Origin of the sequence: Gemmiger sp. An194 (genome assembly GCF_002160145.1) — a bacterium.
In the GTDB taxonomy this organism is placed as follows: Bacteria; Bacillota; Clostridia; order Oscillospirales; family Ruminococcaceae; genus Allofournierella.
This window is the reverse complement of record NZ_NFKA01000005.1, coordinates 115,592-133,044: the sequence shown is the minus strand read 5'-3', so window position 1 is coordinate 133,044 and position 17,453 is coordinate 115,592. Positions and strand designations below refer to the sequence as shown.

13 protein-coding genes are annotated in these 17,453 nt (G+C 51.5%); 10 read left to right on the top strand and 3 right to left on the bottom strand.

Features of this window, described 5'->3' with window-relative positions; all coding sequences use genetic code 11:
* Positions 1–32 precede the first annotated feature (32 nt).
* The 5 genes from B5F28_RS04805 to B5F28_RS04785 all read left to right on the top strand — a co-directional run bounded on the left by B5F28_RS04805 (position 33) and on the right by B5F28_RS04785 (position 9,069).
* Positions 33–4,844 (top strand): glycoside hydrolase family 99-like domain-containing protein, encoded by a 4,812-nt coding sequence (locus B5F28_RS04805; protein ID WP_158097520.1) that lies wholly within the window; start codon positions 33–35, stop codon positions 4,842–4,844.
* Entirely contained in the window at positions 4,837–5,403 is a 567-nt protein-coding gene (rfbC, locus tag B5F28_RS04800; RefSeq protein WP_087293918.1) for a dTDP-4-dehydrorhamnose 3,5-epimerase, read from the top strand. Before B5F28_RS04805 ends, rfbC begins: the two co-directional genes overlap by 8 nt.
* 89 nt (positions 5,404–5,492) lie before the next feature.
* Positions 5,493–8,030 (top strand): glycoside hydrolase family 25 protein, encoded by a 2,538-nt coding sequence (locus B5F28_RS04795; protein WP_143424686.1) that lies wholly within the window; start codon positions 5,493–5,495, stop codon positions 8,028–8,030.
* Between the two features lie 77 nt (positions 8,031–8,107).
* Entirely contained in the window at positions 8,108–8,428 is a 321-nt protein-coding gene (locus tag B5F28_RS04790; protein WP_087293913.1) for a TfoX/Sxy family protein, read from the top strand.
* 2 nt (positions 8,429–8,430) lie between these two features.
* A complete protein-coding gene (locus B5F28_RS04785) occupies positions 8,431–9,069 on the top strand; it encodes a GyrI-like domain-containing protein (protein ID WP_087293910.1) in 639 nt (212 codons plus the stop codon).
* Positions 9,070–9,139: 70 nt separating this feature from the next.
* On the opposite strand, the gene B5F28_RS04780 is transcribed toward B5F28_RS04785, so the two are convergent.
* Positions 9,140–9,898: a MerR family transcriptional regulator gene (locus B5F28_RS04780; RefSeq protein WP_087293908.1), complete on the bottom strand. Its 759-nt coding sequence runs from the start codon at positions 9,896–9,898 to the stop codon at positions 9,140–9,142.
* 163 nt (positions 9,899–10,061) lie between these two features.
* A complete protein-coding gene (locus B5F28_RS04775; RefSeq protein ID WP_087293906.1) occupies positions 10,062–11,228 on the bottom strand; it encodes an MFS transporter in 1,167 nt (388 codons plus the stop codon).
* A 146-nt stretch (positions 11,229–11,374) separates the two neighbouring features.
* On the opposite strand from B5F28_RS04775, the gene B5F28_RS04770 reads away from it, so the two are divergent.
* The 5 genes from B5F28_RS04770 (at position 11,375) to B5F28_RS04750 (ending at position 16,187) form a co-directional block, all read left to right on the top strand.
* The gene (locus B5F28_RS04770) at positions 11,375–11,809 is read left to right on the top strand and encodes a MarR family winged helix-turn-helix transcriptional regulator (protein ID WP_087293904.1); all 435 of its coding nucleotides are present in this window, start codon (positions 11,375–11,377) and stop codon (positions 11,807–11,809) included.
* 367 nt (positions 11,810–12,176) lie between these two features.
* The gene (locus tag B5F28_RS04765) at positions 12,177–13,046 is read left to right on the top strand and encodes a DUF3737 family protein (RefSeq protein WP_343212736.1); all 870 of its coding nucleotides are present in this window, start codon (positions 12,177–12,179) and stop codon (positions 13,044–13,046) included.
* Positions 13,047–13,228: 182 nt separating this feature from the next.
* On the top strand, positions 13,229–14,074 hold the full coding sequence (gene rfbD / locus B5F28_RS04760; protein WP_087293902.1) for a dTDP-4-dehydrorhamnose reductase: 846 nt from the start codon (positions 13,229–13,231) through the stop codon (positions 14,072–14,074).
* A gap of 1 nt (position 14,075) precedes the next feature.
* Positions 14,076–15,356, top strand: coding sequence for a dicarboxylate/amino acid:cation symporter (locus tag B5F28_RS04755; protein ID WP_087293900.1), 1,281 nt, complete (start codon positions 14,076–14,078; stop codon positions 15,354–15,356).
* A gap of 147 nt (positions 15,357–15,503) precedes the next feature.
* Positions 15,504–16,187: an HAD family hydrolase gene (locus tag B5F28_RS04750; RefSeq protein ID WP_158097519.1), complete on the top strand. Its 684-nt coding sequence runs from the start codon at positions 15,504–15,506 to the stop codon at positions 16,185–16,187.
* A 65-nt stretch (positions 16,188–16,252) separates the two neighbouring features.
* Here the strand turns inward: B5F28_RS04750 and B5F28_RS04745 are convergent, their stop codons facing one another.
* Positions 16,253–17,353: a mechanosensitive ion channel family protein gene (locus B5F28_RS04745; protein WP_158097518.1), complete on the bottom strand. Its 1,101-nt coding sequence runs from the start codon at positions 17,351–17,353 to the stop codon at positions 16,253–16,255.
* Positions 17,354–17,453 lie beyond the last annotated feature (100 nt).

Sequence of the window (17,453 nt, the reverse complement as noted above, 5' to 3'; positions counted from 1 at the left end):
TATACCGAATCGCACAGATAGGAACCTTTGATGTGGAAAATTATGGAGATATCCTGTTTCCGGATGTTTTCAAAAATAATATAAACCGGTTGAATTTAGAAATTGAACTGGATATTTTTTCTCCCCGAGGAAATTGCAATAAACCTTTTACAGATTGGCATGTGTTTCCGATTTCTCAGCTGGAACAACTTTGCCGAGAGAAAAAATATGACGCATTAGTAATAGGCGGAGGCGATCTGATTTGTTTAAGCACCATGATATCGCACATCTATGAGGATGTGAATTATCACTCTTATGATATATGGCAGATCCCTATCCTTCTGGGCGAAAAGTATAATATTCCTGTTATTTGGAATGCTCCGGGCGTTCCGTTCCATTTCTCGCAAAATGAAAGAGCTCTGGTTCAGGATTTCCTGAAGGCAAGCGAATATGTGGCGGTAAGAGATACCACCTCAAAAGAGATCTTGGAATGTTGTGGAGACGCTGAAGTTCAGGTAGTACCCGATACAGTTTTTTCGCTAGAGCGACTGTATCATAAAAATGATATGCTGAATTTGCAAAAAGAATTGTATCAACAAGGGAAAATTCCTTTTGATACAAATTATATTGTATTCCAGCATAATATCAGCCATTTGAATGATACAAAATATATAGAGTGTATCAAGGAATTTCTGAAGCAAGTTGTCGAACAGACTGATTATCAGGTGTTGTTGTTCCCCATTGGCTATATACACCAAGATGAAAACTTTTTGCAAAAATTGAATCAGATCAATACTGCTCGAATAAAGTTGTTAAATGGTAAACTGGATACCAGAGAGATGACGGCGGTTTTGGCAGCAAGCAGCGGATACGTTGGAACGAGCATGCATGGTGCGGTTGTCTCTTATGTGTACGATAAAACGGCTCTATGCATTAATGCTATGAAACTGTGTAAAATCAAGGGTGTATTAATGCAAATGGGGCATCCGGAATGGGAAATCACTGAAGTTTCAGAGCTGTTTGAGCGCTTCAGAGAGGAGATTAGCCGTCCGGTACAATTTGATGAATCGTTGTTGACGGAAATTGATGATCATTTTAAAAAGATACAAGACATTATCATAACTGGACGTCGGAAAGAAAGTTGGCTGGGGAAAGAACTTCTTGAAAGATTCTACCAGATAAATACGTTTGTGAATGATAGACGAGATCAAGTAATGGAAGTTGCAAATGTCTATTATGATTATGGCAACGGATACAATATAGAGAATATGGTGCAAATACCGTACACAAGGAAAGAAGGTGAGTATTACTTAAACTGGGAAATTCCTGTTGGTGTAAAAGAGGTACGCATTGATCCGGTAGAAGACCAGATTTTAATGGTAGATAATGTACAATTGACTTTGGATAAACAGCCTGCAAATGTACATTCGAGCTGTGAACTGAAAATCAACGACAAACAGGTTCTTCTATCGTTGGATCCAAGTTATACTGTTCCGGTGGGTGGTGAAGAACTACTGGAATTTTCGATGAAGGCGTACCCAATGGATCGAAAGCAATTAGTTGAATTATTGGGAAGTTTTAACATGGAGAAATTGGTTCTTGCAAAGCAAGTGGAAGATACACAACTGAGTCTGCGTGGGCAAAAAGATCAAGAGAATAAGCTGATGCAGGAAGTGGAAAATGCAAAAAAAGAACTGCAATTAATTCGTCAGGAATTAACCGAAAAAGATCAGCAGATACAGCAAACACAAAGTGCTTTGTGTTCTGCTCGCCAGGAACTGGCTGAGAAAGAGCAGCAGGTACAGGATGCGCAGAGTACTTTGATTGCGGTTCGCCAGGAATTGTCCGAAAAGGAACAGCACATTGAGGATATTCACAATTCTTTTACCTGGAAAATTACCCGCCCGCTGTATCATATGGGTCAAGCACTGCGCAAGCTGATGCATAAAACCAGCTTTACGACCAAGGCATACAAGGCACTTTCGGTGCTGCGTCATAAGGGATTCGGCGAACTGAAGCGTGCGTTTAAACGCTATCTGGAAAAGCGTGCGCAGAAAAAGGAAATCGCCGCGCTGACCGGGCTGCCGGTGGATCAGGTGAAGCTGCCCAACAATAAGGATGGTTACGCAGCATACGATGCGGATTATCAGGACAACCAGGATTTCACCGGGCAGAGCACTGATGTAAAAATGCTGGCGTTCTATCTGCCCCAGTTCCATACCTTCCCGGAAAATGATGAGTGGTGGGGCAAGGGATTCACGGAATGGACAAATGTTCGTTCCGGCGATTCCCGCTTCCCGGGACATTACCAGCCCCGGGTGCCTCATAAAGATATCGGATATTACAGCCTGGAAGACATCGACACCATGCGCAAACAGGCAGAACTGGCCAAGCAGCATGGAATTTACGGATTCTGCTTCTATTACTACTGGTTCTCGGGCAAGCGTCTTATGGAAAAGCCGGTGGATATGCTGCTGGAGCATCCGGAGATCGATCTGCCGTTCTGTCTGTGCTGGGCGAATGAAAACTGGACCCGTGCATGGGACGGCCAAAACAAGCATGTGCTGATTGGTCAGGAATATTCGGATGCGGACGATGAGCGCTTTATGCGGGATATGAAGAAGTACATTGATGATCCCCGTTATATCCGTATTCACGGCAAGCCGCTGGTCATGGTCTATAATCCCGGCCACATTCCCGATTGTCATAAGAGTTTTGCTACCTGGCGCAGGGTGGCAAAAGAGATCGGCCTGGGCGAGATCCTGATCTGGACCTGCCAGACCGCAAACAATACCGCCGAGATTCTGAAAATCACCGATTGCATTGATGCAGAGGTGGAATTCCCGCCCCATAACATGTGGCTGGAGTCGATTGCTGTTCGCGATATGGAATTGAACGGAAAATCTGCATTCCTGTATAATTACCAGTGTCTGGTGGATTATCTGTGCGAAAAACTGAAAAAGAACGAGCCTACCCCGGTTCCGGTCCATCACAGCTGCATGATGGCGTGGGATAATGCTGCGCGCCGGAAAAATGCTTGGTTTACCTACTATGCCTTCTCTTTAAAGTCGCTGTATCGTTGGGTGCTGGCTATTGCAGACCGAGCCCGCAAGGATTTTGACGAAGAGGAACGGTTCGTCTTTGTGAATGCATGGAACGAATGGGGCGAGGGTACATATCTGGAGCCGGATGAAAAGTATGGATATGCAAACATCAACACGGTAGCCAAAGCGCTGTTCCGCATGCCGCTGAATGACGATCTGCAAATTGTTGATCTGGATTCATCGGTGGTGGATGCAGAATCGTTTGATGCTGCACAGGAGAATCCCCGCATCGCGGTGCAGGTCCATATGTTTTACTTGGACACACTGGATGAAACCATCCGGAATCTGAACTATCTTCCGTATGCGTTTGACTGCTTTGTTACCACGGATACTCCGCAAAAAGCACAGCAGATTCAGGCGGCTTTTGAGAAAAACTGCCGTTGCCGTAATGTAACGGTGGATGTGATGAAAAACCGGGGTCGCGATGTTGCGCCGTTCCTGCAGCAGATGGCACCAGTTGTGAACAACTATGAATACTTCTGCCATATCCATTCGAAAAAGACGCGCACCAATGACCATGGCAATGAATGGCGCACCTACATCTTCAAACATCTGTTTGGCAGCGAAGCGTATCTGAAACGCCTTTTTGCTTGTTTCGAAAACGACAAGCAGCTTGGCTTGATCATGCCGGAAACCTATCCTGTGCTGGAGCTGCAGGCAGAATGGGGCGGAAACCGGGAAGGATGCAATGCACTGTTGAGGCGTATGGGCATTGCCAAGGAGCTGCCGGAAGTGCCGGTATTCCCGGTGGGCAACATGTTCTGGGCACGATCTGCCGCAGTAAAACGGTTGTTTCAGCTGGGGCTGACGCAGATGGATTTCCCTGCGGAGGCCGGGCAGGTGAACGCAACCATTGCACATCAAATTGAACGTTGCTGGGTCTACATTGCACAGGCTGCGGGATATCATTACTGCAAGCTGTTCAATAACTGCCCGATTCCAATGGAGGTTCCCCAAAAGAAGCGGCTGGGGATCTATGTCCATTACGATGTCCGAAACATTCTGGTGGAAAGCGACGTGGATACGCTGCGTGTGTTTTCCGGGCTGTGTGATGAACTGGTCTTTGTAAGCAATTCCAAGCTGGCGGAAGAGGAACTGGAGCCCATCCGCTCTTTTGTGAACCGTGTGGAAAGCCGGGAGAATATCGGTTTGGATTTCGGTGCATGGAGAGACATGCTGTTAAAGCTGGGCAAAGAAAAGGTTCTTGAGTTTGATGAACTGGTCCTGTTTAACAACAGCTTTTTTGCGCCGCTGTATGACCTGAATCAGGTTTTTGCGCAGATGGAACAGCGAAATGTGGACTTCTGGGGGAATACAATTTTCCCGTATAGCCCGGACGGAGACTATATCAAAAAGGACTGCATTCCGGAACACATCCAGAGCTATTTTATGGTATTCCATCGGAATGTGGTTGAAAGCGATACATTCTGGAATTTCTGGCAGCAGATGCCTGATTACACCAGCTTTATTGATGTAGTGGCGAATTGCGAATCCCAATTCACTAAAAAATTGGTGGATGCGGGATTCAAATGTGAACCGTATTTGAAGGAAAGCTATTATATGAGCCGTTTCCTGAACAACTACGCCTTGTTGTATGAAAAGCCGGTGTCAATGCTCTTGCTGGGCAATGCATTTACCAAAAAGAAATGCTATCAGTATATGAGTGAAGAAGAAAAGATAAGACTGGAATATCTGGTGAAAAAGATTTCTCCAGAACATTGTTGGCTTACCGAAGAAAAAGGAGAGCAGAGCGATGTCTAATTTTAAATTTGAAGAAACCAAGATTCCGGGTGTGATCATTGTTACTCCGAAAGTATTTGGCGATGAGCGCGGCTACTTCATGGAAACCTACAAAAAAGAGGACTTTGTACAGGCGGGAATCGATAAGGAGTTCGTACAGGACAATCAGAGCAGCTCGGTGCGTGGTGTTCTGCGTGGCCTGCATTTCCAAACAAAGCATACCCAGGGAAAACTGGTCCGGGTGATTTCCGGTGAAGTGTACGATGTTGCGGTGGATTGTCGGCCCAACAGCAGTACCTTCGGGCAGTATGTGGGCGTGGTATTGAGTGCAGAGAATAAAAAAATGTTCTATGTACCAGAGGGCTTCGCCCATGGATTTAAGGTGCTGAGTGATACCGCGGAGTTCTGCTACAAATGCACGGATGTCTATGATCCGACAGCAGAGGGCGGAATTCCGTTCGACGATCCTACGATTGGAATCGAATGGCCGGATTGCGGCTGTGAACCGATCACGAGCGCGAAGGACAAGCAGCATCTGCCCTTTGCTCAGCAGAAGTTCGAATATTTTAGCGAATATTAATTTCAACTGATAAGACACATTGCCAGGCCGGCAAACAGCGGGCCTGGCAATGTTCTATCGTTAAGTAAAAGAAAATGGGAAGACAAACTATGAGTTTTAAAATTAAAAGATTCATTGCAGCTGGTTTGGCGGTCCTTCTCTTGGCTTCTTTTCCTCTGCAAGCGGCCGCAGAGCATGAAGAGTTGAAAGTATCAGCGATCAGTAACGCAACGGTAGTTTCAAATGCTTCGGATGAAAATACGAATGAGGAATCCCCGGAGGCTGGAACTGAGGAGATAAGCAGTTCAGATGCCTCGAGGGAAGAGGACATGCTGCTGCCGGAAAATAGCGAAATATCTGAATCAGAGCCGATTGCAACGCCGGACGCAACCGCCACACCGGCTCCAACTGCCACACCGAAACCGACTGCGACTCCGGAAGCAACTGCTACACCAGAGCCGACTGCAACGCCTCAGCTGGCTGATGAGAAGATTGTAGAGCTGTTCGAAAACTGGCAGGTTCAGGAGAGGGTTGACGAAATTGTTGGGAGCGCCGCAAACATTGGCTGGCTGAGCGAAGAAGAACTGCGGCAGCTTTCTCAGGAGATCAGGGAGTTTCAAAATGCCTTAAAACAAGGGTTGAATGATTCACAGCGTGTGGAGCTGGAAGAAGAGCTGAATCGACTGGAAAATGCGGCGGCATCTGTACAAGAGATGTGCAATGTATGGGATGCGCTGCATAATGGAACGCTGTCCGAGCTGGAACAGAGCGGAAAAGAAAACAGCTGGCGTTACCAGAATGGTTCTCTGATACAATCGGGCGATGCGGTGCCGTATGCAGACCTTCAGTTGCAATCGGAAACCGGAAATTATTGGGGAATTGACGTAAGCCATCATCAAGGCAAAATCGATTGGGATGCAGTAAAGGCTGCCGGCATTGATTTTGCAATCATTCGCTGTGGATTTGGCAGCGATTACAGTGATCAGGATGATAGCCGTTGGCGTGAGAATGTGGAAGCGTGTGAACGATTGGGGATTCCTTATGGCGTATATCTCTATTCCTATGCTACTTCTTTGGACCAGGCGCGAAGTGAGGCAGCACATGCCCTCCGCCTTTTGCAAGGAACATCGCCTTCTCTGCCAGTGTTCATTGACCTGGAAGAGCCTCGTACTCAGGTACTGGGTGGAGAAATGATCACTCAAATTGCGGATACATTCTGCAGCATTCTGGACCAAAACGGTTATGCAGCGGGTGTATATGCAAGCTTGAGCTGGTGGCAGTACTATTTCCAGGATTGGTTCACGAGTAACCCGAACTACTATCATTGGATTGCGCATTGGAGCAGCTCCTGTGGTTACGATGGACGATATGAAGCCTGGCAGTACAGCAATGCGGGATCAGTCAGCGGAATCAACGGGCGAGTGGATCTGAACTACTGGTATGGAGCGTCCCTGGATGTGTACGAGGATGCGGAATTCCGGTTTTATGCGCCGATATTTGATTATGAGTATTACGTTTCCAACAATCCGGATTTGGCGGGAATGAATCGAAATGAGGCACTAAATCATTTTCTGACGCGAGGAATGATTGAAGGGCGGCAGGCCTGTGCAGATTTTAATGTCTACATCTATCGAGCTCGCTATTCAGACCTTTATAATGCTTTCGGGAATGATCTTACACAATATTATCTGCATTATGTAATCAGCGGAAAAAACGAAGGCCGAACTGCGCGTCTGACGGACCCATACCAGCACTTAACGGTTTACCAGGGCGTGGATTATTCTGCGGTTTACAATTATGAAGATTACTTGAGCAAAAATCCGGATGTGGCGCAGGCAGTAGGAAAGAATGACTATCTGGCACTGGAGCATTTTGTGGTGCGCGGAATGATGGAAGGGCGCTGCGCAAGCAAGGAATTTGACGTGAGAGCCTATCAAAATCGTTATTCCGACCTTCGGGATGTATATGGCGCAAACTGGCTTAATCTGTTTCAACACTACCTGTATGTCGGGCGGTATGAAGGCAGAACTGCACGGGATACAGACCCCACCTATCCGACAACTGTATACAACAACGTGGATTATTCTTCGATATATGATTTCGATACATATTTGAATAATAACCCTGACATTAAAACGGCGTTCGGCAACGACGATGAAAAAGCGATTGAACATTTTGTAAACTGTGGTATTTCTGAAGGCAGAATCGCAAGCGACCGGTTTAATGTATATACGTATCGAGCTAAATATCAGGATCTTTATCAAACGTTTGGAAGCGACCTTTCGGCCTACTATAAGCATTATATGGAAAATGGCAGATATGAAGGGCGGACTGCCGGAAGCTGGGAAGGCAGTCTTCACATAACTGTATATCAGGGTGTTGATTACTCGCTGGTATATGATTATGATGTTTATGTGGCAGAAAATCCGGATGTAGCGCAAATGGCAGAACGCGATGACTATCTGGCATTGGAACATTTTGTGGCACGGGGCATGATGGAAGGTCGCGTATCAAGCAATGTGTTTAATGTAAAAACATATCGGCAGAAGTACGATGATTTGAATATGGCATTCGGTGACGACTGGAAGCTGTATTTTGAACATTTCATGAACGTGGGAGTTTATGAGGGACGAAATACGGAGCAATAATATATGGAAATGATTGCTATAAAGTCTGAAGAGTGTGAAAGCGCAGAAGTGTAAGTGGATACACGGAGGGATTAACCATGGCCTCGCATGCGGATTTTGTGGAGTATGTGGTGGACCAGATTCAGCAGGCGGGGAGCATCCGCAGCAAAAAAATGTTCGGGGAGTACGGTCTGTTTTGCGATGGCGTGTTCTTTGCCGTTATCTGTGATGACCAGCTGTTTGTAAAAATCACGCCCCAGGGCGAGGCTGACTTTCCGAATCTTCCCAAAGCTCCACCGTATTCAGGGGCAAGGGACTATTTTCTTGTGGAAGATGTGGATGACCGGGAACAGCTTGCTAAACTTGTTCGAATTACCTGTGAAGCGCTGATGCTGCAGCCGAAGAAGAGGAAGAAATGATCATGCCCTTCGATTACAAAAAGGAATACAAGGAATTTTACCTGCCACCGAAAACGCCGGAGCTTGTCACGGTACCGGCTATGGATTTTCTGGCGGTCCGGGGTGCAGGTGACCCTAACCAAGAGGACAGCGCATACAAGCAGGCCATCGGACTGCTGTATGCAGTGGCGTATACCATTAAAATGAGCAAAAAGGGCGGCCACAAACTGGAGGGATACTTCGACTATGTGGTGCCTCCTTTGGAGGGTTTGTGGTGGCAGGATGGCATTCATGGGGTGGACTATTCCCGCAAGCAAGACTTCCAGTGGATTTCTCTGATTCGACTGCCGGAGTTCGTCACTCGGGATGCCTTCGACTGGGCGATGCGGGAAGCCACAGAAAAGAAGCAGCAGGATTTTTCCCCGGTGGAATTTCTCCATTGGGAGGAGGGCCTTTGCGTGCAGTGTATGCACATCGGGCCTTATGATGACGAGCCCGCCACCGTGGCTGCCATGCAGCGTTATGCGCAGGAAGAGGGCTATGTGGAGGACTTCGGGCAAAACCGTTTCCACCATGAAATCTACCTGAGTGATGTGCGTCGCTGCAAGCCGGAACGGCTGAAAACCGTGATCCGCCACCCGGTAAGAAAAATCAGCTTGTAAAAACACAGCTGCATAAACCACGTTATAAAAAGCAAGGGGCTCCCAGCTATTCGGCGGGAGCCCCTTGCTTTTACTTAATCCAGCAGACGACCGCGTCCCGCAGAAAGCGGGCACAGCCGGGCAGATGCTTGTCATAATAGGCGGTAAAGCGTTCGTCCAGCACATAAAGTTCTGCGATGCCCCGGTGCTTGGCCGGGGTATAGGGGATGCCGGTCTGGGTAAGCCACTGGCGGTGCAGCTCGGCGATTTGCCGCCCCTCTTCGCTGTCAGGTGTGCAGCCGGAGCGCACCGCATCCTCCAGCTTTTGCTGGAGCGTTTCGCCCAGTTCGGTCCAGGTGGCGTGCTGCTCCCGGCTCATGCCCATCATGGCGGCGTTAGCCTGGTCCACCTGTGCGTCGCCGTATTTTTCCCGGATTTCTTTTCCGTAGCGCTTTTCATTTTCTGCCACAGCTTGCTTTTTAAAGCATTCAAATTTCTGTTCGTCGTTCATCGTCTCATTCCTTTCCTCTGCGTCGATGGTGGCTTTTACCGAGCGGATCAACCCGGCCAGACAAGCCTGTTCTGTCTCCAGCGCAGCAAGATGACTGCGCAGGGTGGCAAGCCGGTCGAAGGCGGGGTCATCCAGGCATTCCTTGATCTGCGCCAGCTCCACCCCGAGGGTGCGGTAATAAAGGATGTCCTGCAGGCGGTCCACCTGGGCATCGCCGTAGTAGCGGTAGCCGCTTTCGGCCACCCGGCCCGGTTTCAGCAGACCGATCTGATCGTACCAGCGCAGAGTGCGGGTGGTCACTCCGGCCAGGCGCGCCAGTTCCTGAATGGAATACTCCATAAAAATCCCTCCCTGTGAACAAGCATAACCGTTGACGGTACGTTAAAGTCAAGAGGAAGACGAAAAATTTTTATTGATCTTCCAGCGCAAAGAAAAAGCCGCGTCGGATCTTGTCCGACACGGCATTTTTTGTAGGTATGAATTGCAGCTTCAATGGCCTTACTTACTTCTGCCGCAAACGGCGGTAGTAGCCGTCCACATAGCTCAGGTAAACCACACCACCGATGGCGTAGGCAATGGCAGTGAGGGCGAAGCCCAGAGGCAGGCCGATGCGCTCCTGCATAAAGCCCATGAGCAGCGAGCCGATGCCGATGCCTACATCGTAGGAAAGCATGTAGGTAGCGTTGGCCACACCCCGCTGAGGAGCGGGAGTGGTGCCGGTAACGAAGGCCTGGAACAGCGGCTGCAGAATGCCATAGCCCAGACCAAAGAAGAACCCGGCGGCCAGCAGATGGATGCCGCTGTTCAGGAACAGATAGCTGAGCATGGTCAGAATCAGCACCGCCAGGCTGATGTACACCAGCACACGGTGCCGTCCCGCGTCGATCATCTTCTGGGTGGACAGCTTGGAGACCAGCATGCCCGCCACCAGGAAGATGTAGAAGTAGGGCAGAAAAGCGGACAGGCCTTTCTCCTGGGCGAAGATGGAGGAATAGGCGATCACTGCGCCGTAGGGAATCATCAGGAACATCATGTTGAACATGAAGGGCAGCGCCGGGCCGTAAATGGTGTCCCGGATGGAGAATTTCTTCCGCTGTACCTTGGGGTACCGGATACGGCAGCAGGATACGCAGATCAGCGCGGCCACGGTGATGCCGAAGATGGTCCAGAAGGAGGCGGCGCTGCTCATATGGCTCTGCACCTGCAGGCCCACATAGGGGCCCACCGCCATGCCGATGGACACGGTGAACGCAAACCGGCTGATGCCCTCGGTAATTTTGGCAACGGGCAGAACATCACCTGCCAGTGTCATGGTGGCGGAGCCGCATACCGAGTACACCGCGCCCATGTACAGACGGACGACAATGAGTGCACCGAACAGCGGGAAGGCCAGGAATGCAGGGAAGGACAGGCAGAACAGCGCCAGGAACACCAGATAGATCCGGTAGCGGTTGAAGTTGTCCAGCAGATACCCGGCCACCGGGCGGAAGAGGATGGTGGCCACCGACATGGCGGTCAGCACGATACCCACCTTGGAGCCGGTGATGCCGATCTCCTGGCAGTAGATGGAGATGATGGGGATGGACGCATAAAACGCGGCCAGAACCAGCAGGTTTGTTATGAACAGCAGAATAAACCGCCGATTCCAGATTATTTCACTCGAATTCATGGAAAAGCTCCTTTGCGTAAAATTTAAAATGGTGGCAATTGCCGCCATTTATAGAATGGCACGGAACGGCCACCGCGTCAATAACTGGTTGCAAATGCCACCGGATGAGGCTATAATAACAAAAACAGAACCAGGAGGCCTTTGCTATGTCCACCATTGCCGACAGCCTGTTCAAGGCAATCTCGATCTTGTACCGCAAATCCCACATCTGGCTGAACAACAGCTGTGCACAGTATGATCTGACCGCGGCACAGGCGGTGGTGATCCTGATTGTCTGCGATTTTAAAACACTCACTCAGGACGAGATCACCAAGCGCCTCTCGCTGGACAAAAGCGTGATTGCAAAAACGGTGAACAAGCTGGAGGAGACCGGCTTTCTTGTGCGGGAGCAAAACCCCAAGGATAAGCGCACCTACAACATTCTCCCCACGGAAAAGGCCTGGCAGGTCTATCCCTTCATCCAGCAGCAGATCGATGACGGCCTTGCCCAGATGACTCAGCGCATGAGCGAGGCGGAAAAGCAGGAGTTTATCCGTCTGCTGATGCTGGCCGCCGAAACCACCCTGGCGCAGGAGGAGTAAGACGACTCCTGATTCATATCAAAAAACAACCCAGCCCTGACCGGTGCATGCTGCTCCGGCCGGGGCTGGGTTTGCTTTTTGGCTGTGTATTTCAACGACGGGGTGGCAGTGGCTCATAGAATGATCAAGCATAGCGAAAATGAATGTTAAATCATAACAAATAAGTATTTGCTATGTGGAGATCAAGAGCGTATACTGAAAAAGATAGCGAAAATGAAGTTGGCGATTGAGCAATGGACACGGACGGAGCCTGCCGTGCCTGCGAACAGGGCAGTGGGAGCTTTTCCGGTCCGGGTCTGCAAAATCGCTCATCCGGATACGGTACATCGGATTCAGGCAAACAAGCTGCTGTAAGGAGAGAAAAGGAATGGAGACGAACGAGATGGAAACCATTTGCGGGCAGCGCTTCGATCAGGAGCGTGCCCTGTATGGAAAACAGGATATTCTGGTAAAGGATTGCGCCTTTGAAGGTCCTGCCGATGGGGAAAGCGCCTTCAAGGAGGGGCGGAACATCCAGGTGGAAAACAGCTTTTTCGACCTGCGGTATCCCTTCTGGCATGATTGGAATTTGAAAATTACCGGCTGTGAGCTCACGGAAAACTGCCGGGCGGCACTGTGGTATTCCAACCGCATTACCATCCGCCGCAGCAAACTGCACGGCATCAAGGCGCTGCGGGAGTGCGGCGATGTGACCATGGAGGATTGTGACGTCATTTCGCCGGAATTCGGCTGGTCGGTGGACGGTATCACCATGAACCGCTGCACTGCGCAAAGTGAGTACTTCATGATGCGCTCCCGTGCACTCCGCTTTACGGATGTGACCTTCCGGGGGAAGTATTCCTTCCAGTACATTGAGGGTGCGGTGTTTGACAACTGCCGTTTTGATACCAAGGATGCGTTTTGGCACGCCAAAAATGTGGTGGTGAAAAACAGCGTGGTCAAGGGCGAGTATCTGGCCTGGTACTGTGAGAACGTTACCTTTGAAAACTGCCATATTATCGGTACGCAGCCACTGTGCTATTGCAAGGGGCTGCGGCTCATCAACTGCCGGATGGATGAAGCAGACCTGGCCTTTGAAAAGAGCCAGGTGGAGGCGGAGCTCACCGCGCCGCTGATCAGCATCAAAAATCCCTACCAGGGCTGTATCCGGGTTCCCCAGGTGGGGGAAGTGATCCGGGACGACCCGGCCGCCAGGGCGGAGATCTGCATCCAGAGCCCGGCTGCGGAATTGGAATAAAAGACAACGCAAAGCAGTCTGCTGAAAACGGCGGGCTGCTTTGTTTTGTCCCACCCGGGGCAGAGGAATTGACAGGAGGAAAGCCCGATTGGTATAATAAAAAAGATTGTATACGATAATTGTGTACAATAGGAAAAGAGGGTAAACAGCCCGACTAACCAAACAGCGAAAGGAGCTTAGCGATGCTGAAAGTATGGATCGCCGGTGCGGAAGGCCAGATCGGCACGGCGATAAACGAAATCCTGGACCCCTTGGAAATGGAGACCTTCAACACCGACCGGGCTGAACTGGATATTACCAATACCGACGAGGTGCTCAGCTTCGGCGAGATCAACCGGCCGGATGTGATCATCAACTGCGCGGCCATTACCGACATTGCCCTGTGTGAGCAGAACCCGGAGCTGGCCTACCGGGTCAACGCCCTGGGTGCGCGCAACCTGAGCCTGGTGGCCCGCAAGGTGGGGGCGAAGATGGTGCAGCTTTCCACCGATGATGTATTTGACGGCCATGCCGAAAAGCCCTACAGCGAATTTGATGACACCAATCCTCAAACGGTGTACGGTGCGTCCAAGCGGGCGGGCGAGAACTACGTGAAGGAGTTCACCCACAAGCACTTTATCATCCGCAGCAGCTGGGTATATGGCAAGGGCAACAACTTTGTGAATGGTGTGCTGGCGGCGGCTCAAAAGGGCCAGAGCCTGTACGTTCCGCAGGACCAGTACGGCAGTCCCACCAGTGCCAAGGATCTGGCCCGGCTGATTCTGCATCTGATCCACACCAATGAGTACGGCACCTACCATGCCACCTGCAAAGGCGTATGCAGCCGTTACGAGTTTGCCCAGGAGATTCTGCGGCAGGCGGGGCTGCAGGGCCAGCTGTGCCCCGGTGCCACCGGCGAGGCCGAGCACTATCTGGCTCGCCCGGCCTACGCGGTGCTGGATAACTTCATTCTGCGAATCATTGACCTGTACTCGATGCCGGTATGGCAGGCATCGCTGGAGGAATATCTGGAAGAAAAGGAGGGCTGAGATGGAGCGCAGCGTAAAGAAAACCAAAAAGATGGGTCTGACCACCCGAATTTTCATTGCACTTCTGGCGGGTGTTGTCTTCGGTGTGGCCCTGTGCTACCTGGTTCCGGATGGCTCCTTCAAGAATGACATTCTGGTGGAGGGTGTGCTCTATGTGGTGGGCCAGGGCTTCATCCGTTTGATGAAGATGCTGGTTGTACCGCTGGTGTTCTGTTCCATCGTGTGCGGCAGCATGTCCATTGGCGACACCAAGAAGCTGGGCACCGTGGGTGTGCGCAGCCTGATTTTCTATCTGTGCACCACTGCCTGTGCGGTGACAGTGGCTCTGCTGGTGGGTAATCTGCTCAACCCCGGCGTGGGGCTGGACCTGAGTGTGCTGCAGAGCACCACCACCCAGGTGGAAAGCATGCAGGCCACCTCTCTCACCGAGACCCTGCTCAACATCATCCCGGACAACCCCATCGGCGCGCTGGCCAAGGGCGAGATGCTGCAGATCATTCTGTTCGCATTGATTGTGGGCGTTATTCTGGCTAAGCTGGGGGAGCGGGCCGAGACCGTGGGCAGCTTCTTCAGCCAGTTCAACGATGTAATGATGGAGATGACCATGATGGTCATGTCGCTGGCTCCGGTGGGCGTATTTTGTCTGATTTCCCGCACCTTTGCCACCATCGGCTTCAGCGCTTTTCTGCCGCTGGCGAAATACATGGTGGCGGTGTTCCTGGCGCTGGGCATCCAGTGCTTCGTGGTCTACCTGAGCATGCTGAAGCTGTTCACCGGCCTGAATCCCATCAAGTTTATCAAGAACTTCTTCCCGGTCATGGCCTTTGCCTTCTCCACAGCCACCTCCAACGCCACCATCCCTCTGTCCATCGACACGCTGGCCAAGAAGATGGGTGTATCCAAGCGGATCTCCTCCTTCACCATCCCGCTGGGCGCCACCATTAACATGGACGGTACCTCCATCATGCAGGGTGTGGCCGTTGTGTTTGCAGCTCAGGCCTTTGGCATCCATCTGGATATGATGGACTACATCACAGTCATCGGTACCGCCACCCTGGCTTCGGTGGGCACGGCGGGTGTTCCCAGCGTTGGCCTGGTCACCCTGACCATGGTGTTCAACTCGGTGGGTCTGCCGGTGGAGGCCATCGGTCTGATCATGGGCATCGACCGTATTCTGGATATGACCCGCACCGCGGTGAACATCACCGGCGACGCAGTGTGCACCACCATTGTGGCCCATCAGAACAAGGCGCTGGACAAATCTGTGTTTGAGCGCTCGTAAACGATAAAGATAAGGCAACACCGTACAATGCACGCCTCGCGGCTCAGGCGGCGTATCACGCCAAAATTTCCGGCGCGCTCCACCACCTGGAATTGTGCGGTGCTGCCATAAAACGGGTGGCAGATGCCGCCGGAAGGGAAATGGCATATGATTCAGGCAATTTTTTGCGATTTTTACGGCACACTGGTGCCGGAATACGGCCCCGCCTCCTACGAGGTGATCCGGCGTGTCTGTGAAAGCGGCAGCGAGAAAAACCCGAAGACGGTAGTCGCCGCTTGGTGGAAACGTTACGGCGAAAAGCAGCAGGCTGCCTGGGGGGATGCCTTCCGTACCCAGTACGAACTGGCGCTGGAAAGCTATCAGGAGCTGCTGGAAGAGTACCATTCCAGCGAGGATGCGAAAGCCCTCTGCGACAAAATGGCCGAGCACTGGGCTGCGCCGGGCCTGTGCGAGGGTGCTGCAGAATTCCTGACCGGGTGCGGTCTGCCGGTCTGGCTGGTCACCAACAGTGATACCGGCTTTGTGGAGCAGGCGGTGCGCCAGTGCGGAATCGCCCCGGCGGGCATCGTCACCAGTGAAAAGGCCCGCTGCCCCAAGCCTCATCCGGGCATCTATGAGCTGGCATTGGAGCTGGCAGGCCTTGCGCCGGATCAGGTGGTGCACATCGGTGACTCGCTGCAGGGCGACGCCCTGGGCCCGGCCAAGCTGGGCATCCGTACCATCTGGCTGAATACCGAGGGCCGACCGGTTCCGGAGGGCGTTACCGCGGCTGCAAGTCTTGCCGATGCACTGGAGATCCTGCGCGGCTGGCAGCAGGCAGAACAGCAGTAAAAAAGAATGCCGCCGGGCGGTTTCCACAACAGGAATCCGCCCGGCGGCATTTGTTTTGCTTTGTGTCAGGACCGGGGCGCAGAGGCCGGGGCCTTTTCGATGTAAACGCTGGTGGAGGGGAAGGCGAAGCTGCAGCCGTTTTTATAAACCAGATCCATCAGTTCCAGATTGATGGATTCCTGAATTTTCAAAAATTCAGCCAGCGCACCGGTGGTTGCATAGAACTGAATGAGAATATCGATGCTGGAAGCGCCGAAGCCGGTCATCTGTACCCGGATGGTGTCCGGATGAACATCCTCCCGGGCGGCCAGCATGGCGCGGATGTCCGCCAGCAGGCTTTCCAGCTGGCTGCGGGTGGTATCGTAGGTCACGCCCAGGGTGAATTTCGCCAGCCGTCGGTTGATCTGGCTGTAGTTGATCATGGCGTTGCTGACCAGAATGCTGTTGGGAATCACCAGCACTGAGTCATTCAGCTGGCGGATGCGGGTGGAGCGGAAGGCGATATCCTCAACCTCGCCCTCGCCATCCTTACACCAGATCCAGTCACCGATGGCAAAGGGCTTTTCAAAGATGACCACCAGACCGCCGAAAAAGTTGGTGGCGTAATCCTTGGCTGCCAGCGAAAGGGTCAGGCCGACGATGCCCAGGCTGGTGATCAGGCTGCCCACCGGGAACCCCAGCTCCTGCAGCAGCATCAGAATGGCAAACACCAGAATGGTGCCCTTGAGAATCTTGTTCAGAAAGTTGGCAACGGTGTTGTCCACTTCCAGGTCCAGTTTACCCCGCACATCGTGGAAGAGCACCGGGCCCAGGTCGCTGCTGCCGATCAGACCCCAGGCCAGCAGGCAGATCATGGTCACGCGCAACAGTTTGCTCATCAGGTTTCCAAAGGGAAGAGCCAGATCCGCAGGTAAGGGAAGCAGAATGCAGGCCAGAAAGATGCCGGTGGTCCACACTGCAACCGGGGCCGGGCGAGAGAAGCCCTTGGCCAGCACATAAGGGCCCTTCTTCTCCTTTTTGTTTAGAAGATTCATCAGCCAGGGCATGACCTTGTAGCGAACCAGCCGACTGATCAGATAGGAGACGGCGAATACGATCAGACTGATGGCCAGCTGAAAGAGCGCCCCTTCGGTGTTCAGAATGTATCCTGTGATTTTTTCAATCATAGTAGTGATCCGTCCTGTTGAATTTTTTATTCCGTGCAAATCGCTGAACACGGGTATATCCATAGTATACCATACACCCCGCTTTCAAAAAAGTTATATG